Source organism: Paenibacillus sp. 2TAB23, assembly GCF_052115165.1.
In the GTDB taxonomy this organism is placed as follows: Bacteria; Bacillota; Bacilli; order Paenibacillales; family Paenibacillaceae; genus Pristimantibacillus.
Map to the genome: position 1 here is coordinate 306072 of NZ_JBFRGD010000002.1, position 22668 is coordinate 328739.

The 22668-nt window shown below is 49.6% G+C and carries 17 protein-coding genes; 16 read left to right on the forward strand and 1 reads right to left on the reverse strand.

Translation table 11 applies throughout. The features are described 5' to 3' along the window. The first annotated feature begins 22 nt into the window (after nucleotides 1-22). The 14 genes from AB4Z29_RS04180 (at nucleotide 23) to AB4Z29_RS04245 (ending at nucleotide 19219) form a co-directional block, all read left to right on the forward strand. Nucleotides 23-3052 carry an efflux RND transporter permease subunit gene (locus AB4Z29_RS04180; RefSeq protein ID WP_441941833.1) on the forward strand — a complete coding sequence of 1010 codons (3030 nt, stop codon included), beginning with the start codon at nucleotides 23-25 and terminating at the stop codon, nucleotides 3050-3052. 174 nt (nucleotides 3053-3226) lie between these two features. Continuing rightward, nucleotides 3227-3562 (forward strand): DUF3889 domain-containing protein, encoded by a 336-nt coding sequence (locus tag AB4Z29_RS04185; RefSeq protein WP_441941834.1) that lies wholly within the window; start codon nucleotides 3227-3229, stop codon nucleotides 3560-3562. Between the two features lie 84 nt (nucleotides 3563-3646). After that, complete coding sequence (locus AB4Z29_RS04190; RefSeq protein WP_441941835.1) at nucleotides 3647-3958, forward strand: YbjQ family protein; 312 nt, start codon at nucleotides 3647-3649, stop codon at nucleotides 3956-3958. 186 nt (nucleotides 3959-4144) lie between these two features. Beyond that, nucleotides 4145-6514 (forward strand): DUF7408 domain-containing protein, encoded by a 2370-nt coding sequence (locus AB4Z29_RS04195; protein WP_441941836.1) that lies wholly within the window; start codon nucleotides 4145-4147, stop codon nucleotides 6512-6514. A gap of 97 nt (nucleotides 6515-6611) precedes the next feature. Then, a complete protein-coding gene (locus AB4Z29_RS04200) occupies nucleotides 6612-7544 on the forward strand; it encodes an ATP-binding cassette domain-containing protein (protein ID WP_441942012.1) in 933 nt (310 codons plus the stop codon). After that, nucleotides 7541-8449, forward strand: coding sequence for an ABC transporter permease (locus AB4Z29_RS04205; RefSeq protein WP_441941837.1), 909 nt, complete (start codon nucleotides 7541-7543; stop codon nucleotides 8447-8449). The genes AB4Z29_RS04200 and AB4Z29_RS04205 overlap by 4 nt, the downstream gene beginning before the upstream one ends. A gap of 55 nt (nucleotides 8450-8504) precedes the next feature. Beyond that, nucleotides 8505-10319, forward strand: a complete 1815-nt coding sequence (locus tag AB4Z29_RS04210) for a hypothetical protein (RefSeq protein WP_441941838.1) — start codon at nucleotides 8505-8507, stop codon at nucleotides 10317-10319. 15 nt (nucleotides 10320-10334) lie between these two features. Then, nucleotides 10335-11324, forward strand: a complete 990-nt coding sequence (locus AB4Z29_RS04215) for an AAA family ATPase (RefSeq protein ID WP_441941839.1) — start codon at nucleotides 10335-10337, stop codon at nucleotides 11322-11324. Then, a complete protein-coding gene (locus AB4Z29_RS04220; RefSeq protein ID WP_441941840.1) occupies nucleotides 11321-12328 on the forward strand; it encodes a DUF58 domain-containing protein in 1008 nt (335 codons plus the stop codon). The genes AB4Z29_RS04215 and AB4Z29_RS04220 overlap by 4 nt, the downstream gene beginning before the upstream one ends. 73 nt (nucleotides 12329-12401) lie before the next feature. Further along, nucleotides 12402-14387, forward strand: coding sequence for a vWA domain-containing protein (locus tag AB4Z29_RS04225; RefSeq protein ID WP_441941841.1), 1986 nt, complete (start codon nucleotides 12402-12404; stop codon nucleotides 14385-14387). Beyond that, nucleotides 14371-17256: a VWA domain-containing protein gene (locus AB4Z29_RS04230; RefSeq protein ID WP_441941842.1), complete on the forward strand. Its 2886-nt coding sequence runs from the start codon at nucleotides 14371-14373 to the stop codon at nucleotides 17254-17256. Before AB4Z29_RS04225 ends, AB4Z29_RS04230 begins: the two co-directional genes overlap by 17 nt. A gap of 104 nt (nucleotides 17257-17360) precedes the next feature. After that, entirely contained in the window at nucleotides 17361-17672 is a 312-nt protein-coding gene (locus tag AB4Z29_RS04235) for a rhodanese-like domain-containing protein (RefSeq protein ID WP_441941843.1), read from the forward strand. Between the two features lie 145 nt (nucleotides 17673-17817). Beyond that, nucleotides 17818-18564, forward strand: a complete 747-nt coding sequence (gene map, locus AB4Z29_RS04240) for a type I methionyl aminopeptidase (RefSeq protein ID WP_441941844.1) — start codon at nucleotides 17818-17820, stop codon at nucleotides 18562-18564. 250 nt (nucleotides 18565-18814) lie between these two features. Next, on the forward strand, nucleotides 18815-19219 hold the full coding sequence (locus AB4Z29_RS04245; RefSeq protein ID WP_441941845.1) for a hypothetical protein: 405 nt from the start codon (nucleotides 18815-18817) through the stop codon (nucleotides 19217-19219). A 90-nt stretch (nucleotides 19220-19309) separates the two neighbouring features. Here AB4Z29_RS04245 and AB4Z29_RS04250 read toward each other — a convergent pair whose 3' ends face one another. Continuing rightward, the gene (locus tag AB4Z29_RS04250; RefSeq protein ID WP_441941846.1) at nucleotides 19310-19519 is read right to left on the reverse strand and encodes a hypothetical protein; all 210 of its coding nucleotides are present in this window, start codon (nucleotides 19517-19519) and stop codon (nucleotides 19310-19312) included. Between the two features lie 193 nt (nucleotides 19520-19712). Here AB4Z29_RS04250 and AB4Z29_RS04255 point away from each other — a divergent pair, with 193 nt between their 5' ends. Together AB4Z29_RS04255 and AB4Z29_RS04260 are read left to right on the forward strand one after the other, a co-directional pair. Then, complete coding sequence (locus AB4Z29_RS04255; RefSeq protein WP_441941847.1) at nucleotides 19713-21983, forward strand: heavy metal translocating P-type ATPase; 2271 nt, start codon at nucleotides 19713-19715, stop codon at nucleotides 21981-21983. Beyond that, entirely contained in the window at nucleotides 21980-22666 is a 687-nt protein-coding gene (locus AB4Z29_RS04260; protein ID WP_441941848.1) for a sulfite exporter TauE/SafE family protein, read from the forward strand. The genes AB4Z29_RS04255 and AB4Z29_RS04260 overlap by 4 nt, the downstream gene beginning before the upstream one ends. Nucleotides 22667-22668: the final 2 nt, after the last annotated feature.

Consider the following 22668-nt stretch of genomic DNA (forward strand, 5'->3'; position numbering starts at 1 on the left):
GATGATGAGGGAGTGGAAGAACTTGAAGAGCATTATCCGGTTTTCATTGAACAACAAGTTTGCGTTATGGATTTTGACATTACTTGTACTATTTGCAGGCCTTTACTCTGGTTTGAACATGAAAATGGAAACCTTGCCTGACATTACGGTACCTATCGTGAGTGTGACGACGGTTTATCCCGGCGCTGCTCCTGAAGAAATTATGGAGAAGATAACCAAGCCGATTGAGCAAAGAACAAGAAATTTAAAAGGTGTAGAAATCATTAGTTCAACCTCCTATGAGAATGCATCGTCAGTCGTAATTGAATACACTTACGAGACGGATATGGACAAAGCGGAAGCAGAGGTGAAAAACATCCTCGCTGAGCTATCGCTTCCGCAAGGGGCACAGGATCCATCCGTATCTCGGATTAGCTTAAACGCATTTCCGGTCGTTTCGTTAAGCTTGTCTAACGACAACTTGAATTTGGAACAGCTCACAAAGGAAGTGCAAGACAATGTGCTCCCGCGTCTGCAAGGAATTGAAGGTGTAGCAAGCGTTCAAATTTCCGGTCAGAACGTACAAGAGGGAGAGCTTACGTTCAACCAAGAGAAGCTAAAGGAACTCGGATTGACCGAGGAAACGGTAAAGGGGATCATTCAAGCATCCGCTGTATCGGTTCCGCTTGGTATTTATGAGTTTGGCGATTCAGAGAAAGCACTCGTGGTTGACGGTAATATCTCCACGGAAGAAGACCTGAACAATATGGTCATCGTGCCAGGCGTCAAGCTTAGCGATATTGCGAAAATAAGCATTATTGACAAAGCCGAGTCCATTTCCCGTACGAACCAAAAAGATGCGATTGGTCTAAACATCGTGAAATCTGCAGATTCGAATACGGTTGACGTTGTTAACAACGTTAAGGACGAAATTAAAGAGCTCGAAAGCAAAAATGAAGGCTTATCCTTTGTCATGACGCTAGACCAAGGTAAACCAATAGAGGATTCGGTTCACACGATGCTAAGCAAAGCCGTTATAGGTGCTTTGTTCGCCGTTATTATTATTATGATTTTCTTGCGTGATATTCGGTCCACGATTATCGCAGTCGTGTCGATTCCGTTATCGATTCTAATTGCAATGCTTATTCTAAGCCAAATGGATATTACATTGAATATTATGACGCTCGGCGCAATGACAGTTGCGATCGGCCGGGTTATCGATGATTCGATTGTCGTCATCGAGAATGTATATAGACGGATGGCTTTAACGACAGAAAAGCTAAAGGGCAAAGAATTAATTCTAGATGCCACAAAAGAGATGTTCGTACCTATTCTAGCTTCAACCATTGTTACGATTGCGGTATTCCTGCCTTTAGGTCTGGTATCAGGCATGATTGGCGAAATTTTCTTACCGTTTGCCCTAACAATCGTATTCGCTTTGCTGGCATCGCTGCTCGTTGCGATTACGGTTGTACCAATGCTAGCTCATATGATGTTCCGTAAAGGGATGAAAGCAGGCAAAGCAAACCATGATAAGCCAGGCCGCCTAGCAGAATGGTACAAAGGCGTACTGCGTTGGTCACTTGACCACAAAGCAGTTGCATTTGGTTTGGCCGTTCTGCTCTTGGTAGGCAGCTTGTTCCTTGTTCCAGTCATCGGTACGAGCTTCTTAGCTGGAGACGAGCAGAAAATGATGGTTGTTTCGTATAACCCTGCTCCAGGCGAAACGCGTGAGCAAGTGGAGGCAATGGCACTTGAAGCCGAGAGCAAGCTCTTTGGTCGCGAAGGCCTTACGGTTGTACAGTATGCGGTAGGCGGGCAAAACCCGTTTAGTCCGGGAGCTTCAAAGCAAGCATTGTTTAACTTAAGCTACGATGAGGCTTACAAAGATTTCAACGCTGAGAAAGAAAAAATCATACCGCTCCTTCAAGAACTGGGCGGCAAAGGTGAATGGAAGCAGCAGGATTTCACAGGCGGTGGACTTGGCGGATCAGGCGTATCGATGCTTGTATACGGACCTGACATGAAGTCGCTGCAGCCAGTTGTAGATGATCTGACGAAAAAGCTAGCCGATAATAAAAACTTGAAAAACATTGATTCCAGCTTGTCGGAAACATACGATCAGTACAGAATTGTAGCAAATCAAGAAAAATTGAGTCAAAATGGCTTGACCGCTGGACAAATTGCAATGGCATTAAGTCCAGTGCGCGAGCGGCCGGTATTAACAACCATCGAAAAGGATGGCGGGCAATTTAATGTTTACGTGAAGGTTGAATCGAAAACCTACTCGAATAAAGCAGATCTAGAAAACGTGAAATTAATGTCGCCAATGGGAACGGAAGTGGCTCTTAAAGACGTCGTATCCATCGAAGAGGGCGAAGCGCCTAACACGGTAACAAGACGTGATGACCGAATCTATGCGGAGGTTTCCGCGGATGTTACTGCCTCTGATGTAGGTAAGGTTTCAACTGAAATTCAAAAAATGATTGATGAGACGGATCTTCCGGCGGGTATTGATATTGATATGGGCGGGGTAACCGAACAAATCAATGAATCCTTCACCCAGCTTGGTCTGGCTATGTTAGCCGCTATTGCGGTCGTATATCTCGTACTTGTCATAACCTTTGGCGGTGCAATGACGCCGTTTGCTATCCTATTCTCCTTGCCATTTACGATAATCGGTGCGCTAGTCGGGCTCCTTATCGCTGGCGAAACGCTAAGCGTGACAGCGATGATCGGAGCGCTGATGTTGATCGGCATTGTTGTTACGAACGCGATTGTGCTCGTGGACCGTGTCATTCAGAAAGAAAAAGAAGGCCTATCGATACGCGAATCATTAATCGAAGCGGCAGGCACGCGTCTTCGTCCAATTCTCATGACGGCAATTGCTACCGTTGGCGCGCTTCTTCCTTTGGCATTCGGGTTTGAATCTGGAGGTTTAATTTCGAAGGGAATGGCTGTGACTGTAATCGGTGGACTAACAAGCTCTACGTTATTGACGCTAATTATTGTCCCAGTTGTGTATGAATTCTTGAACCGCAAACGCAAGCATCGTGCAGTTGAAGAAGCTTAATACGATAAACGGTCACCGGCCTTATGCCTGGTGGCCGTTTTTTTTCGCTCCCTATCGCATATGAGAGCCAAGAATAATTCAGCAATAAAGCCCTTTTGCACCGGAATGGGATAGGATGATTCTAACTAGGCCACCTTATACCTATATCTTTCTATGCAGACAGGTGGTGTTGAAATGCTGCGACATATCGTTATGAAGGCTGTATTTGTATTGCTGAGTCTCGCCCATTCCGAGGTTGCCTCTACAGAATCTTCTGCTCTTTTCTCGGAGCCTTCCTATGCGAAGTGGGGTAAGCTTGCCGTTGAGGAAACGAAAAAAATGTACCAGGATGCTTCGATTGTGGATTATAMGTACGAGGGAAGAAAAACGCTGCCAAGTGGACAAGCGAATGAAAGCTTTGTTCTGTGGGTGCGCAAGGATACAAAGGAATTTGGCGTTCGAGTTGTTATGACCATTGAATCAAACACGGACCGATTAATAAAATTAAAGCTATCAGAGATTAATAACTAATAAATTGTGAAACATTACCTTATTGATGTCGTAATAAAGAAAAACAGAAATAGGCTTCAGAAATGAAGCGAAAGGAGTAGATGTATGTTAGTTTCAACTACGCCAACGATTGAGGGACATCCTATTCAAGAGTATGTAGGTGTCGTTACGGGTGAAGCGATTATGGGTGCCAACGTCGTCAGGGATTTCTTCGCATCTATTACGGATATAGTCGGCGGTAGATCCGGTGCCTACGAGAGCAAGCTAAAGGAAGCGCGCGACGTTGCTTTCGATGAAATGAAAAATCAAGCTGCAAGACTCGGAGCCAATGCCATTGTTGCCATTGATATTGATTACGAGGTCGTTCGCGAGGGTATGCTGATGGTTGCGGTCAGCGGAACGGCAGTCCGTCTCTAACCCATTGTTTAAAGTTGAAAAAGACAAAACTTCGATAGGCTTAAGCGACGCTTAAGACAATCTGAGTTTTGTCTTTTTTTTTGAAATCACCTGAAATGGGAAATATTGCAACCTTTCGATTGTAAAAACCGTTAAAATAAGGATGTACATAAAAAGATTGAGAAAAATATGGAGAGGGGCCATAAGGTGAATCGAATCAGGACAAAAGGAAAGCAAGCCGCTGCGTTAGCCGTTTTTTTCAGCATGCTCACTGCATTGCTAGCCTTCAATGGGGTTGCAAAGGCTGCTGCCGAAGAAAGTGGCATCTTGGTAAATGTCAGCGCGGGTTTTAAAGGCTACATGAAGCAAAATGAATGGTACCCGGTAAAACTAACGTTAACGAATGCAACGGAGGAGGATCTGAAAGGTGAGCTAGTCATCTCTCATCTTTTGCAAAACACGCAAGCCTCCAGCGATATCGTCATTCCGGCTGTGCTGCCTGTGGGGACAGCCATCACTGTAACAGCTTCTCTTCCAGGTGAAGTGCTGAACAAAAGCAATAGTAAAATCCGATTTTACAAGGACTCATTCAAATCCGGCAATAACGTCAAACTCATTGGAAACGACTATATTAGTTCGAAAACAGCAAACACCCATACGATCGGGGTACTCTCCCGTGATCCCGATACGCTGAACTTTATGCCGTCTTTAAACCAGAAGGGCTATGATATTACGGTAATCCCTTTGGTCCAAGGGGATCTTCCGACGAATGCGGCTCTGCTGAATTCATTGGATGTGCTAGTCATTAATGATACAGCTACTGCCAGTTTTGACGAACAGGCATTGAAAGCGGTGAAGGATTGGGTCCGCTTAGGCGGTAAGCTTGTTTTGTCAGGAGGAGTTGGTTATGCCAAAACGGCTGAGGGGTTCATGGATATTGCTCCGGTTGAAGCTACAGGCACATCGCAAATGACCAATCCGATCACCGTAAATGCGGCTGATCAAACGGTTATCAAGCTGAATTCTCCCGTAACGGTATCCGTTGGGACAGTCATTGAAGGAGAAATCGAGCAAGCTGAAGGCGGGCTGCCGCTGGCGGTATCACGTGAAATCGGGTTCGGTACCGTCATTTATGTCGCTTTTGATCCTTCGCTTGAGCCTTTTTCTACTTCTGCAGGAAGCGCTGCTTTATGGGCCAATCTGCTGCAAACGAGCATCATGCCTATTCAACCGGGAGCAATAAGCAATGCTTCGGATATGTTCTGGAACTTAAACAACGTCATCGACCAGTTTCCGTCGATAAATCCGCCGAACCTAACCTTGCTTATCGTGATGTTTGTGTTATATATGTTTGTTGTGGCACCGCTGTTATATTTTATTATGTCTAAAACGGATCGAAGAGAATGGTTATGGTGGCTCATCCCTACTACGGCAGTCATAGTGGGAATCTCGATCTTTTACATTGGCGCGGAGGACAAGCGGACAAAATCCGCCCATACCATTGAAATCATTGAGTTAACCGGGCATGGCGATGCTGTTCGCTCAGGCGCAGCTGCCGTATTCGTACCTGCTGGAGGTACGGTCAAAGCGGACTTTGAGGAACCGTTAAACACGAAGCCATACTCCAATAACTTTGACAATTATATGCTGGCGCTTGATGGGAAAACCCAAGCCGTCGTTCGAAACGAGTCTACCTCGATGATATGGAGAGAAGTCCCTTATTGGTCGACTCGCAAATTGTGGCTGGACCGCAGAATGATGGAAAGTGATCCAGGTCAAATGACATTAACGTACAAGCGAGTGAACAACGACCTTGAAGTATCTGCCAAAAACGACACAGATACCGATCTTAGTCACGTAGCCGTGCTTATAAAGGGACAAGCCTTTAAAATTGGAGATCTGAAACGCGGCGAAAGCGGAACTGCTTCGATCATAAGCAGCACGATGCAGCAGTCGGGATATTATCCATACGGACAACTGCTGTTTCCGTATCCATCAGGACGCACGAAGGACACTTTCAATCGCGAACGAAGCTTACTCGATAGTTATGCGAACCAAAACAATGGCGGGATTGTCTCGTCCAACCCAATGATAGTCGGCTTTAGCACCGATCATGAACCGTCTTTTAAAGTGAATGGCGACCGGATAAAGACCGATAACCTTAAATTCTGGATTCAAACGCTTGAGACGGCATTCATAGATGGCAACCGCTCCATCGTTCCGGCAGGTATCATCCAGCCTGTTATTAAACAAAATAGCTTGCAGCGATTAGAAAACTATGGGAATGGAATCTATTCCATAAGTGACGGTGAGCTTATGTTTGAGTACCGATTACCTAATTCCAGCAAAGTTGCGTATGACAAGCTTGATATTACAATCATGAACGGATCTACACAACTGACCAATATGCTTGCCGTCTGGAATGAAAAGACTGCACAATGGTCAACAGTTCAATCCGCGATGGCTGCTCCAAAAGAGTTTTTCGTAGGCAATGAGATTCTCCGCATGAAGGTGACGGCAACAGGATCACTCGAGATGAGCATGCCGTTAATTGCAGTTGAAGGAGAGGTGCAATGAACCCATGAGCAGAGAAGATGAAACTCAAATTATTCAGGTTGAACGAATTCAGCCTTCGAAAGCGGAAGCTGCAATGATGGATCAAGCAGAAGTTCCGATGATTGAGATCAAACAGCTCACGAAAACTTTTGGAAGCTTTCAAGCATTGAAATCGATCGATTTGACGATTCCAAAAGGCACCGTATTTGGGTTTGTCGGACCGAACGGAGCAGGGAAATCGACAACCATGTCTATTCTAGCCACGTTGATGTTTCCCACGTCAGGTACAGCGAAGGTAGACGGCTTTGACGTGACGCTCTTCCCGAATGAAGTTAGGAAGAGAATCGGGTATATGCCGGACTTCTTCGGCGTGTACGACCAGTTTAAAACGGTTGAATATTTGCATTTCTACGGTGCGAGCTACGGCATTCCCAAAACGGAGCGCGAGCAGCTCATCCCGCAGCTGCTGGAACTCGTCAACTTAAGCGATAAGAAGGATGCATACGTGGATACACTATCCCGCGGAATGAAGCAGCGACTTTGTTTGGCAAGATGCCTCGTTCACGATCCTGAGCTTCTTATCCTTGACGAGCCGGCATCGGGGCTCGACCCGCGTGCGAGAATTGAGATGAGGGAAATTCTGCGCGAGCTAAAAGCAATGGGGAAAACGATTATTATTTCTTCGCATATTCTGCCTGAATTAGCAGAAATGGTCGACGAAATTGGTGTTATTGAGCATGGTCAGATGATTGCGATTGGGAATGTTGCCGAAATTCAAAATCGTCTGCGCGTCAAACGTTTTCTGCATATCAGACTGCTTGGTCGAGAAGCAGAAGCAGAAGCTTATTTGCGTGAGCAGCCCTTCGTCAACCGCATCTTGCGGGATGAATCAGGCATTCAGGTACACTTCGGCGGGCAGGACGCCGAACAAGCAGCGCTGTTGAGCGGCCTTGTTGCCGCTGGGTTTGCGCTTGTATCATTCAGCGAGGCACAAACGAATTTGGAAGATGTGTTTCTGGAGATTACGAAAGGAGGCGACGGCTTCGAATGAGAGAGCAAACGGCTGCCAAGCATTCATGGGCAAGTTGGCGCAATAAGCTAATAAACCCAGTACTGAATAAAGAATTTAAACTGCGCATGCGAACGCCTAGAGCGATGTTGACGCTATTCTTTTATTTGTTTGCCATTGGATTAATGGCGTTTAGCGCTATTTATATTATGCAGATTAATATGCAAAGCTCGCAGTCTTTCAATCCAGAGGAAAGCAAGCTGCTCTTTTATTTCTTAAGCTTCGCGCAGCTCGGCCTCATTGCTTTTATGGCTCCGGGACTGACTGCGGGCGTTATTAGCGGCGAACGTGAGAAGCAGACGCTGAATCTGCTGCTGACAACGCAGCAAAGCTCGGCAACGATCGTGCTGAGCAAGCTTGTTTCGTCACTTAGTTTCATGATATTGATCGTGTTAAGCACCATTCCAGTATACAGCATGGTCTTTCTATACGGGGGTATTTCGCCCAAGCAGCTGATGCTGGTCTTTTTGTTTTATTTGTTCATTATGCTCGTGCTTGGCTCCTTCGGCATATTTTTTTCTTCGCTTTTCAAGCGTACGATGGTATCCGTCATAGTCACATATGGCGTCACCTTGTTTGTTTTTGGTGCAACGGCGCTTTTGTATTTTGTGTTAGCCAGCACGATGGATCAGTTGTATAACTACAACTCTGTTACATCATATAGCTGGGTAGGACATGTTATTGCATGGAACCCTATGGCAGCTTTGTATAGCATTCTTGATCCAACGATAACCGAACAAGCTTATTTGGGAAATAGGGGCAACCCGATCACTCAAGATCCGCCGCTGGCCCTGTGGCAGGAATTTATGATTATCTACACGATCTTGTCTGTTCTTGCTTTAATCTTTGGCATACGCTCGCTGCGTCCAAGATTGAAAAAGCATTGATAGCATGATCCGATAAAGATGATGACTTGGCTATTACGCTTATAGGAGGAGCGCCGTGGAACATAAATCTTTAATCGAGCTTATTGGCTCTGTTCGGAATCGGATGACGGTGTTCGCCGTATGCAAGTTTGCACTTACGGGCCTATTCATTGGAAGCGGGTGCGGACTGCTGCTGCTTGGCGCAAGCCGGTTGTGGCCGATCCTTCATGCACAGTTTTTCTTATATATGCTTCCTGCAGCTGGATTAATCGCAGGTATGGCTTGGGGTGTATGTAAGCGTGCTTCTATTCGGGAGGCAGCTCGGTTAATGGATCGGAAGGGGACAGAGGATGCTGTGTCTACTGCGCTAGACGGTATGCAGCGAGAGGAAAGCGTCGAGCTGCCCATTATTAGGCTGCAGCGCGAGGAAGCCGTGGAGGCTGCTGAGCGCTTTATTGGTTCATTGCGCGTGAGTTTGCCATGGCCGCCTTGGCGCAGTTGGAGGCGGCTCGCGTACGGAACGGCAGCGGTTTGGGTCGTGACGGCGGCGCTGGTCGTCATGCCTAACCCGCTCGATGAGCGGGCGCAAGCGATGGCCGAGGCGAAGGAACGGCTGGCAGAGCTTGAAAGCGAGGCAGTTAAGCTTGCCGAGCTTACGGATGCAGCGGAGCTTCCGAAGGATGCGAAGCAGGAACTGCTGCAGCCGCTGGACGAGCTGCGAAGCAAGCTGGACGCGCTCAGCGGCGATGGGGCTGAAGCGCTGGAGCAGTTGGAGGCGGCGATCAGTGAGCTTGAGGCAGCAGCGGAGGCGGCGGAGCAGGCCGTCGAACGAATGGAGGCTGCGGCGGAAGCGATGAGCGCGGAGCCGGGCCTGAGGCAACTCGGTCAGGCGCTGAAGGACCGGGACGCCGCAGGCATGCGGCAGGCGATCAGCGATATGCGATCGCAGCTGCAAAGATTGTCGCCAGAGCAGCGTGAAGCGCTGGCGGAAGCGTTGGAGCGGCTGGCGGCGGAGCAGCCGCGGGAAGATGGCGCCGCGGGGCTTGCTGCGGCGCTTGAACAGGCGGCGCAGCAAGCTCGCGCCTCCGGCGAAGCCGCCGCTGGCGGCGAGAGCGACGGCGATGCGCTCGCCGCTCTGGAGCAAGCGCTCGCCAGCGAATTATCGCAGGGCGAGCTGGAGCAGTTGGCCCGGTCCATGGCGGGCCAACTGGAACAAAGCGGGCAGCAGCTTGCACAGAAGCTGGCCGCGCAGGGGGGAACCGTACCGCCTGGATGGTCTGGCGGTACGGCCGCGGGAGAAGCTGGCACTGGTTCTGGTTCTGGCTCTGGCACTGGCACTGGCACTGGCTCCGGCTCTAGCCCTGGCACTGGCTCTAGCCCCGGATCTGGCACTGGCTCTGGCTCTGGTTCTGGCTCTGGCTCTGGCACTGGTTCTGGTTCTGGCACTGGTTCTGGCTCTGGTTCTGGTTCTGGTTCTGGCACTGGTTCTGGTTCTGGCTCTGGCACTGGCTCTGGCACTGGCTCTGGCTCTGGCTCTGGCTCTGGTTCTGGTTCTGGTTCTGGTTCTGGCACTGGTTCTGGTTCTGGCTCTGGTTCCGGGTCAGGAATTGGCAGTGGAGCGGGGACGGGCATGGGGAACAGGCATTTGGTTACGACTCCGCGTTATTTGGAAGGTTCAGGAAACATACAGCAGGATGGCGGGCCATCAAGCGGAGGCCAGACGGAAACGGGTGGCCAATCTCCAATGATTGACGGTACTACGAGGCCATATGAAGATGTATACAGCGAGTATGCGACAGAAGCGAAGCAGTCGCTTGGACGCTCACAGCTGCCTGCCAGCATGCAGGAGAAGGTAAAGGAATATTTTGACCAAATACAACCGAACCAATAATGGAGATGATCCAATTTGATTGAAACGAAAGCTCAGTTAGAGGAAGCCGCGGGAAGGATCGCCGCGCTCAAAGAAGAAATCGGTCGCGTCATAGTCGGCCAGCACAATGCAGTAGAACAGCTGCTGTGGTGCCTGCTTGCTGGCGGCCATGCTTTGCTGGAAGGGATTCCAGGACTCGGAAAAACCATGCTTGTCCGCACCGTCGCGGATTGCATTGCCCTGCAGTTCTCAAGAATTCAGTTCACGCCAGACCTAATGCCTTCAGATATTACCGGTACGACCTTAATTGATTTCGGCACGCAAGGTAGCACGGCGCAGCGCTTTCAGCCTGGGCCCATATTCGGCAATCTCGTGCTTGCCGACGAGATTAACCGTGCCACACCAAAAACGCAAAGCGCTCTTCTTGAAGCGATGCAAGAAGGAACGGTTACGGCTGGCGGTGAAACACACCGTCTGCCAAAGCCATTTTTCGTATTGGCTACTCAAAATCCCATCGAGCAGGAAGGGACATACCCGCTTCCTGAAGCGCAACTAGACCGATTTCTGTTGAAAATTGGTGTCGAATTTCCAACGCGGGAGGAGCTGAAGCAGATTGTGCTTAGAACGACTGCCGCTTCCCAGCCTCAGGCTGCCGCCGTCGTATCGGCAGCAGAGCTGCTGGAGCTTCAATCAGCAGTCAAGCAAATGCTCGTCGCTGATGACGTATTGGATTTGGCTGTCAAGGCGGTCATGATGTCGCATCCCCAAGAACCCGATGCACCGGAGGAGATAAAGCGGTATGTTCGATTTGGTGCTGGGCCACGCGCACTGCAAGCGGTTATTTCCGTCAGTAAAGTAAGGGCGCTCGCGGCCGGAAGGCTGTATGTTTCGTGGCAAGACATCCGACTAGCTGCGGTGCCCGTTTTGCGTCACCGGATCGTTCTCAGCTATGAGGCACAGGCAATGGGATTAACCAGCGATCGGATGAGCGAGTCAATTCTCGCAGTGATCGAGGCAGAGCGATGAGTGTGGGCAAAGCAAGCGGGCTTTCAGCTATTTCGGGCCAGCTAACGGAGCATTCGCTCACCGCACAGGAGGCGCTACATCGATTATTTCCTAATGTGGGTTTGCTCTCAGAACTAGACCGGATGAGCATAAGCAGTGGAAATCGGATTAAAGGGATGCTGGCAGGCAAACGGCGATCCAGCTCGTTCGGCGGTTCACAGGAGTTTGCGGATTACCGTCCTTATTCGCCAGGCGACGATGTCCGCAGAATTGACTGGAACGTTTATGGCCGAACGGCAAAAGCCTATATGCGGCAGTATTGGGACGAGCAGGAGCTCCAGGTTAATCTTTACGTGGATGTGTCGCAATCCATGAATTTTGGGGAAAAGGAAGCAAATAAATTGCAGTACGCCATCAGGCTTGCAGCAAGTCTAGGATATCTTGCTCTTAGCGGAGATGATCGCATATCCGTCCGATTATTTCAAGAAAGCATTGTAAAAGAAATGCAGTCGCTGCATGGCCGGGCAGCGGTGCCTAAGCTATTGCAATTTCTGGCGGGAGAGCTTCATGCTCTCGAATCGGAGCAACTGAAAGGGGAGGCGGCATCCGCAGCATTCACCAGCCTCTATATGCCATTCAACTCGGGTACTGCACTGCCTCGACGTTCAGGCACTTCTTGGCTCATTACGGATGCCATGTTCGAGAGCGGGGTTAAGGAGACGATACTGTCCTTAATGGCAGCTGGCCAAACAGTCGTATTCGTTCATTTGCTGTCTCAGGAAGAGATCAATCCAGCATTTAGCGGTGAGCTTAAGCTGATTGACAGTGAGCTTGGAACGGGGAAGGAGGTTGCGATTGGGCATAAGAGACTAAAGGAATATCGCGAAGCCGTTTCTGCGTTTCAGCAGGAATTGCAGCAGATTTGTGCAGAACGGGGTGCCGTCTATGTATTTGTGAATACGGATGTTCCGCTCGAAGAGACCATTCGTCATACCTTATTATCCTCGCGTCTGCTGAATAGTTAATACGAATACATGCGTCGATCATCGTCGCAGCCAGCTGCATCCATGAATGAGAAGACAGGAAGGAGGGAAACGGATGCAGTTTTTATCCCTTTCATCTGCTTGGTTTGCGGCCGCATTGCCCGCTATTGCAGCGATGTACCTGCTCAAGCGTACCTATGAACGGAAGGAAATCGCGAGTCATCTGTTATGGCGGCGTGTCCTTCAGGAGCAAGAGGCTAACCGTCCCTGGCAAAAGCTCAGAGCACGCTTGCTGCTGTTTATTCAGCTCCTGATTGCGATATTGCTAGTACTTGCCTTAATGCAGCCTGTCGTAACCAAAGATGTCGTTTCGACAGGGCATGCCGTGATCGTCATCGACCGTTCGGCCAGCATGGCATCGAAGCTAAGCCAACCGACGGCTTCTCGGGCCTCTACGAGATTGGAGCTTGCAATCGAACATGCAGCCATTTGGATGGACGAGCAGCCTGGAAAGAGAACAGTTTCGTTGATCGCAATCGGTGCACAGCCGGAGCTGTTAGTCAGTGAAGAGACCGATAAAGCCGTGGTTAAGCAGCAATTAGCGCGGATAACGCCTTACTATGGCAAGTCTGACCGAATAGCAGCGCTTTCGCTTGCGGATTCCATTCTGCAAAATGATCCGACTGGTGAAATGATCCTATTTTCTGATGGACACTGGGCGGATGCGGAGGAAGCGAGCAACCTGCAGCTTGAAGCCCCGGTCCGGTTGATTGTAGTTGACGGCGAAGCGACAAACCGGAACGTAACGATTATGTATTTTGGAATAAAAGCAGCTGCGGAAGGAAGCGCTTCAGCTAGCGGCGTCATCACCATTCGCAATGACAGCGAGGTTGATCGCAAACTTCAGCTAGAGATATATGCGGTGTCACTTGCGCAGGAAGAGGAGCTCGTTTCCGTGCAAGAGATTGCCGTCCCGGGAGGAGAATGGGAGAGCGCGGAGGTACAGAAGCTGCCAGCGGCCGATTATTACAAGGCACGCATTAACGAGCGGGATGATCGGTTTGTCGTTGATAATACGGCTTATCATTTTCCGGAAAATCCGCAAGAACGGCAAATATTGCTCGTCACCGAGGGCAATCTTTTTCTGGAAAAAGCGCTTCAGCTTGCAGGCGTTCAAGCAATCAAAGCAAGTCCTGACCAAGTTGCACCTTCCGGCGAACAAGCCAGCGAGCTCGACTGGATCATACTGGATGGCGTGGATGATCGTTTGCTTGCGGACCCTTCTTGGTCGGTTCTTCTGGATCAGAAGCCGCTATGGATGATTGACCATCCTGATCCCTTGAATAAGAATTCGGAAGTTCCCGTCAATAACCGTGTCGTAACGAAAAAGCATGCGGTTACCGCGTATGTGACTTTCTCAGATACGCATATAAGCCGGCTTGCAAGGCTGAAACAGGAAGATTTGTTATGGGCAGAGGACATTTTGAGCTATGGTGGAATACCTGCCATATATGCAGGAACGAATAGCGGCAAGCCGCAGCTCCGTTTCACGTTTAACCTTCAGGACAGCGATCTGCCGTTGCGGCCCGAATTTCCGGTTTTGATCGTTCAAGCGGTTGAATGGATGAATGGCGGCAAGCAGCTTAATCTTGGTACTGCCATTTCCGGTGAGCGGGTGGAAATTTCCTTCCAATCCGATACGGCAAAAGCAGAATGGGTTCAGGTTGCGCGCAATGAGGAGCTTTCTAATAATGAAATAAGTCGAACTGCTGAGGTCGAATTAGAACCGTCGGGCCTTTACATGGTACCTGAACAGCCTGGCTTGTACCGATTAATGGAAACAAACGAGGATAATCGTATTGTCGGAAACCGTCTGTTAGCCGTAACGAACGATCATACCGAGCTGACGGGAAGCCAATTAAAGGATGGCAGCCGTTTGCTGTTAGGCGCAGGGACGCCAGACGGCCAATCAAAGAGTGAAGGCTCAGAGTCAGAGCCGCGTGCCGAGCAGGCTTTATCGCTGCAGATATACGCAGCTATGCTGCTGCTTCTCATAATGGGCGTAGAATGGGAGGTGTACAGACGTGGGCTTTCAAGCTAATAGTCCGTGGGTGCTTCTCTTGCTGCTGCCGCTGCTTTTCTATGTGTGGTGGATGGCAAAAATGACCATACGATTGCGAGGCAGCAGAAAAATAATATCGATTGCAGTACGCTCCGTCATTCTGCTGCTGTTGCTCGTTATTGCAGCAGGCGTCCAGCCCTATACGGAAAAGAATCAGCGGCATGTCATCTTTATAGCAGATAGATCGGCTAGCGTACGCGCGGACGCCGTAGTAAGCGATTGGATTCAAGAAGCCTGGGCCTCTAAAGCACAGGATGACTGGTCCGGATTGATCTCGTCTGGCTTGCATGCGGCCATTGAGCGGCCGCTTACGCAGGACAAGCGTGAGAAGAAAGAACAATTGGCATTCCACGCTGACGTAAATAAACAATATACAGATCTTTCGCAAGGGCTCCAGCTTGCAGCCGCTATGCTTCAAAAAGAGGGCGGAGGGCGAATTGTTTTGCTCTCAGACGGCGCTGAGAACACTGGTGATGCGCGCAGACAAGCTCGGCTATTGAAGGATGCAGGTATTGTTATCGATGTTGTAGCACTCACGCCGGAGCGAATAACCGATGTCTCTATTGAGGAGCTTAACGTTCCAGCGGCTCTCAAGCAAGGGGAGACGTTCAGCTTCGAAATCGTCGTTGCAAGTACGGTCGCAGGACCGGCACAGCTGCGTCTCTATGCTGACAATAAGGAACTGTCGGTTTCAAGCATCCAGCTGGAGACTGGCGAGAACCGTTTCGCTTTGCAAAGCATCGCGGCAGAACCAGGTTTTCATCGCTTCCGCACAGAAATTTTTGCAGCAGGCGATGATCAAGCGGTCAACAATACCGCGCATGCTTTCAGCCGGGTAAGCGGACCGCCAGCCGTATTAATCGTGGAAGGGGCTAGCGGTACGTCGGCCAATATCGAAGCTGCTCTGCAAGCTTCATTGATCCGATATGAAACCATCCTACCAGAGCAGCTGTCAGTCGAGCTTCCGGATTATGCGGCTTACGACAGTATGATCTTAAATAATGTTCCGGCTACTCGGATAGCCGAGAAACCGATGGAATGGATTGCAAAGGCGGTTAGCGATTACGGGGTCGGATTAGTCATGCTGGGCGGCGACCAAAGTTATGGTCTGGGCGGCTATTTCAAAACGCCTATCGAGCGGGCGCTGCCTGTCTATATGGAACTTCAAGGCAAGAAACAGATACCTTCCTTAGGGCTTGTTCTTGTTATCGATCGCTCGGGCAGCATGGCTGGCGCAAATCTGGAGCTCGCCAAGGAAGCGGCAATGCGAACGGTTGAGCTGCTTCGCGATACCGACACTGTTGGAGTAGTTGCATTCGATTCTGCGCCATGGTGGGTGGTTGAGCCAACGCAGTTGAAGGACCGGGATGCAGTATTGAACCAGATAAGAGGGATTCAACCCGAAGGCGGCACTGACATTTTTTCGGCGCTGAGAGCGGGTTACGAAGGATTGAAGGAACTTGATGCGCAGCGCAAGCATATGATTATGTTAACAGATGGGCAGTCAGCTACAGGAGCCAACTACAAAGAGATTACCGATGCGATGAATGATCAAAATATGACATTATCCACGGTTGCGGTGGGAGATGGAGCGGATCAGCAGCTGCTAAGGCAATTAGCGGATGACGCAAAGGGCCGCTATTACTTTACGAAGGATCAGAGTACGCTGCCTGCAATTTTCAGTAGGGAAACCGTTATGATGTCCAGAACCTATATTGTCGAGAAGACGTTCACGCCAAGCATCGGACAAGCTGCGGATTGGTCCGTTCTCTTTCGGAACGGGCTGCCGCCCATTCATGCGTATGTCGCTGTCACGCCAAAAGAAACGGCGGAAATCGCCTTATGGACTCCAGACGGCGATCCACTGCTAGCGCGCTGGCCTTATGGCTCAGGGCGAACGGTCGCTTGGACAAGCGACCTTATTGGCAAATGGTCCAGCAGTTGGGTGCAGTGGCCAGAGATGCCGAAAGTACTCGTGGATTGGATCAAATGGACGTTTCCCCAGTTTGAGAGTACACCGTTCACGATCGCTGCCGAAATGGCAGGGAACGAAGCGAGGTTAAACGTTCGCGCGCTTGCAGGTGAGGGGGAAGCCATAAGCGACCTATCTGCCGGCATTCAAGACGAAACTGGCCAATTCGAGTTGAAAAAGCTGATGCCCATCGCGCCAGGCGAATTTGAAGCCAAGATGACAGTATCCGAGCCAGGCGTTTATTTGGCACAGATCGGTCAGCAGGCGGGTGATTCAAGTATTAAGGATGGCAGCACTGCAGGATTCGTCATTCCGTATTCACCCGAGTATCGCATCTCGAATGAGAATGGAGCCGTCTTATTGGAACAGCTCGCAGCAACGACAGGCGGAAGAGCATTGCAGCTATCAAGCCCGCAGCAGGCGTTCGAATTCGCACCGCTGCCGTCGAGGCAGATTTATGATTGGACCCAAGCGTTGCTAGCTGCGGCACTCCTGCTCTGGCTGTTCGATATAGCGCTGCGAAGATTGTCGATACCTTGGGAACGTTTGTGGCTCCGAATAAGTATGCCATTCAGCTCGAAACGGCGAGCCTCTTTTCGGAAGGATCCAAATGCAGCGTCTGATATGGCCTCCCTTCGCGCGTTATCCCGTTTGAAGGAACGGAAGCTGGAAACGGACCGTTTCTATGGCAGAAGTAATAGCAGTCTTCATTCAACTGAAACGTTGTCAACTAATTACTCAGAGTCAGCTCGTCCGAAGCCGGCACATAAGGAACCCGAAAAACAGATTAGTCAAGACACGGAGCCTCTGAATAAAGCTTCGGCTGACGCAACGATTAATCGGTTGTTAGCTGCTAAAAACAAAAAGAAGCGTTAGTGCTCCCGCAAACGAAAGTGCGCAAGATAGACATGTCAAAACTTGCAGGGTACAATGACTGTATGTGAGTTCACTATAATCAACGCTTGAAGGGAATGGGCAATATGTATTCGGAAATATCGGCAGCAGAGCTAGAAACACAATTAAAGGACGGGAAATCCATTAATCTCATTGATGTACGCGAGCCGGATGAATGGCAGGAAGGCCATATTAAAGAGGCGCGCAGCATTCCATTGTCAGAGCTACAGGATCGGATAAGTGAGCTTCAGCAAGGCGACCAAGAGATCGTCCTGATCTGCCGCAGCGGCGGCCGCAGCGGGAAGGCATGCGACTTTCTACAAGCCCAAGGCTATAAAGTGGTCAATGTAACAGGCGGCATGCTGCAATGGCCTGGCGAGGTTGCATTCGGCAGCTAAGCGGAAATGGGTTTATTCATAATTGTAAAGGCCTCGATTCCGGGGCTTTTTTATTTTTGGCGCGCTTTGAGGTATCCTTAATATCATAAGAAAGACAGTATCTTTTAGATAAGGCAGCTAAGATGCAAAGGATTGGGTGATTGCAATGATCGTCATAAAAACGAATGAAGAAATAATGAAAATGAAAAAAGCTGGCGAAATTCTAGCCGCATGCCACCGCGAGCTGCGGACTTTTGTACGGCCGGGTATTACAACGAAAGCAATCGATGATCACGTGGAGCAGTTTTTGAAGGAGCATGGAGCGATTCCCGAGCAGAAGGGCTATCATGGCTATCCATTCGCAACCTGTACGTCGGTAAACGATGTCATTTGTCATGGTTTCCCTGGGCAAACGGTATTAACGGAAGGAGATATTGTCACGGTTGACATGGTCGTTAATTTGGACGGCTGGTTAGCCGATTCTGCATGGTCCTATGCCGTTGGCCAAATTTCCGAGACTTCTCAGAAGCTGCTTGATGTGACGAAGGAATCGTTGTACAAAGGCATTGAACAGGCCGTAGTAGGCAATCGGATAGGCGATATTTCTCATGCTATCCAAGTTTACGCAGAGGCTCAAGGCTACTCCGTCGTCCGAGATTTTATTGGACATGGAATAGGGCAAAAAATGCACGAGGAGCCTCAAGTTCCCCATTACGGTCCGCCTAATAGAGGAACTCGCCTAAAAGCCGGTATGGTACTCACGATTGAGCCGATGCTCAACACGGGTAAGTATCATAGTAAGATCGATCCAGATGGTTGGACAGCTAGAACGGCGGATGGCGGGCTTTCGGCGCAATATGAGCATACGCTCGCCATAACCGAGGACGGACCCATTATTTTGACAGCGCAATAAGATTGGAGAAAACAGGCTTTCGTCGTTGACGGATGCCTGTTTTTTCTAAATATAAGACTTTATATGCTTCACGCGATAAAGTATTCTACTATGTCTACGAAAAACGGATACCGTCCTCTTGCAGCGTACGGCAAAGCCGTTTCTTCTGGGTTGCGTGTTACTTTTTACTTCATCAGGGTGTCTATTAATGGCGGGAGTCGTTTCATTTATCCTTTTGCAAGATGATGATAGGGAGAAAGCAGGGATTGTGATGAGCAGAAGAAATGTGTATATCCTGATGGCGGTGATAGCTGTATGGCTAATGGGACTAATATGGGAGGCTGTGAGTGCCCAAACGGATCATTTTGCTTATTTCCAGCGTTTTGCAGTTACCGTTCATAATGAATCGGATTTCGATCTCGTATCGATTGAAACGGGAATCGTGTCGGGCAACGAGAAGGACATCGTCGATCGGAGCATCAAATCCGGCGCAAGCGCAGTCATTAAGCCGAAGCTTAGCTTGTCTGGGGAAGGAGCCGTCTATTTGAAATATACGGATTCGCGAGGCCACACCAAGGAAACGATTGCTTGCGGATATACGGAGTCGCTAACGGGACGGACTGCAATCACGATTGACAATGACGGCATTTCTAAAAACGAGCAAAAGTGTTATTAAGTATTAAGCAAATCGAGTATAGGGCTAACGGCAACGATTTAGGAGCGCCGGAAATAAAAAAAGACCGATTAAGGTATCGGTCAACCCTTTTTACACGAAAAACGTATTGGCAGCTCTATGGATAATACTTCCATCAGACATGCGGATTGAATCATCGTTATATCCGATAATGGTTGAAGCGGGTCTGATCTGCATGCCGTTTTGCATCGGTTTAATTTTTGCTTTTGCTGCAATCGCAACTTCAAAATCTTTGTTTGTAATCAGTTTTTGTCCAGGTGTAAGCTTGATTTTTTCTTGCATGTTAGGTTGCCTCCATACATCTATATGTTTAGTATACCAAGGACAAATCATACACCATTTGCCTATAAATAGCCAATGGTTTGAATAGCTGTGCACATGCAGGTTCCATTCATGCAATTCGATTGCCTGTCATATAGATAAACGCAGAGAGGTACAGGCATGAGAGGGCGATGGATGGAAGGCGGTGCTTAGCTTGATAGACAAGCGAATCGATCATGAATTAGAAAACGATTGTACGATAGATTTCGCAGTGCAGGGCATGAGCTGCTCTGCGTGCGCGGCAAGAATAGAGAAAACGGTAAGCAAGCTGAATGGCGTGGCAATGGTTGCCGTGAGCTTTCCGCTCCGGACTGCGTGGGTACAGTTCAAGCCTGCTGAAATTCATGCAATGCAAATTGCAGAGAGAGTCAATCAGTTAGGATTCATAGCCATGCTGAATGAAACGGCTAAGGAGGGGCTCCATAAAGAGCATCACGTGCTGAAGCTGCGCCTGATTATCTCAGCCATACTTACTCTGCCGCTATTGATCACCATGCTGCATCATATCCCTCTGTTAATGCCATTAATTGATTATTTGCCTGCTTGGCTAAGTTTCCCTTGGCTGCAGCTAATATTCGCTACGGTTATTCAATTTGTAATCGGCATGCCCTTTTATCTCGGAGCCTACCATGCGGTGCGCGAGCGCAGCGCTAATATGGATGTACTCGTGGTGATCGGTACAACGGCTGCTTATTTATATAGTCATTATGCGGTGTTCCAGAATGGCTTGTTTCATTCCTATATGGATGCGGCACCGCATGCTCCGCCTCTATATTTCGAGACCTCTGCTGTCGTAATGACAGCGGTGCTGCTTGGAAAATATATTGAGACCTCAGCTTCCCTGAAGGCGTTGAGCGGAACGGAAGGTTATGATAAGCTGCATAACCAGACCGCTGTAGTTGAACGGGCTGGAGAATGGATACGAATGAAGACAGAGTTCGTTAGGGCTGGCGATATCGTAATCGTGCAGGCAGGCGAGGTCATCCCTGTTGACGGAAGAATAACAGCCGGACGATCCACGGCTAATGAAGCCTTGCTCACGGGAGAAAGCCTTCCAATGACGAAGGTCGAGGGAGATCAGGCATGGGCAGGGACGCGCAATGAGACGGGGCTGCTGCGGATTCGCACGCAAGCTGCGGGACATGATACGATGCTGAACCGCATACAGGAGCTTGTTCGAAAAGCGCAGCGATCGAAGTCTGCAATCCAGCGTAATGTGGATGCGGCAGCAAGCTGGTTCGTTCCGGCTATGCTTGTATTCGCCATCAGCACGATTGTGTTATGGGGATTTTTCCTAGAGCCTGGCAACTGGAGCAAAGCATTTATTTGCGGCATTGCCGTGCTATTAGCTGCTTGTCCCTGTGCGCTTGGCTTGGCGGCCCCGATCTCCTTGGTCATTGCTTCTGGCAGTCTTGCCAAGCAAGGCATTATTGCTAAGGAAGCTGGAGCACTAGAGAGGCTAGCAAGCATTCAAACGGTTATTTTCGATAAAACAGGAACTTTGACTGAAGGCAAGCCGCGTGTAAGTGCCGTATTGTCTGATCAAATCAGCCGATCCGCGCTGCTTCGAATGGCAGCAGCGGCGGAGTCGCAATCGACGCATCCGCTTTCTGTCGCCATCCTGAATGAAGCGGGGCGGCTTGGGCTTGTCATACCCGCTGCCAGTGAATATGAATTTACAGAAGGCGGAGGCATTGAAGCTATCGTCGAAGATCATCGCTTCGGCATTGGAAACGCAAGTTTTGCACATCATCGCAAATGGTCATTAAACGACAAGCTTTTCGCATTTGCCAAGCAGCGTGAGGAGCTTGGGGAGACGGTGCTGTATGCAGCGTCGGCTGGAAAAGGCATAGGCGCCATGGCTTTCAGCGACAGTGTGAAAGCGAATGCCAAGGGGACGGTGAAGCAGCTGAAGGAGCTGGGTATATCGTCTATTCTTGCCACAGGGGACCATCAAGCGCCAGCTTATGCTGCCGCTAAGGCTGTAGGCATCTTGCAGGTTCATGCTTCCATGCTGCCTGAGAGCAAGCTCAAACTCGTTGAGCAGATGAAGCGTAAAGGAATTCGGGTTGCTATGGCAGGGGACGGTTGGAATGATGCACCGGCGCTTGCAGCTGCCGACGTTGGTCTAGCCATGGGTGAAGGTACGGATGCTGCGCTTCAAGCCGGCCATATGACGCTGCTGTTCTCGCGGCTGCAAGCGATTCCGGAAGCGATTAGAATCAGCAGGCTGACAATTCGAAACGTACGGCAGAATCTAACATTCGCATTTGTATACAATGTCATCGTCATTCCATTTGCCGCTATGGGAATGCTGGAGCCATGGATGGCAGGAACAGCAATGGCGCTCAGCTCCGTGTCGGTAGTAGGGAATGCACTGCGGTTGAAGGGCTTGCTGAAGCGAAGAGCCGGTGGCTATTCATGACGTTGACAGGGCAGCTCATCGGCTTTATTATTCTTACCGGTTTATTCAGCGCGCCGCACTGCATGGGAATGTGCGGGGGAATCGTATCCGCTGTTTCGTTGAATTCCACAGCTTCCGTGAAGAAATCGATGCTGCTTTATAACACAGGCCGTATCGTTTCCTATGCTCTGCTGGGAGGCGTAATGGGGACTGTAGGCTCTTTTGTCGACGTAGCAGGCAGGTTTGCCGGGATGCAGGGGCTTGCATCCATCGTCGGAGGCTGCTTTCTCCTTCTCTGGCTTTGGCGTCGCTTCCAGCTGCCCGTTATGAACCGCCTTTCTTCCTTTCTATACAAGAAGCTTGTTCATGACGCGAAACAATCGAACAAGCACGAGACCATTCATCTGCTCGCCACTGGCATAGCTTTTGGATTTCTTCCCTGCGGTCTTACCTATGCCATGCAAATGACAGCAGCCTCTACAGGTTCCGGTTTAACAGGTGCTGCCGTCATGGCTTTGTTCGGTTTATCTACTTTTCCAGCACTGGCGTTAGCCGCATCGGTTGCTGCGTTTGCCAACAAGAAATGGCGCCGTTTCATGCGAGAGGCAAGCTTTGTTACGGCACTTGCCGTTGGCGTCATTTCAATTCTGCGCGGACTTGCAGTCAATGGCCTGATTCCGACCATAAATCCATGGTTATGGTAACC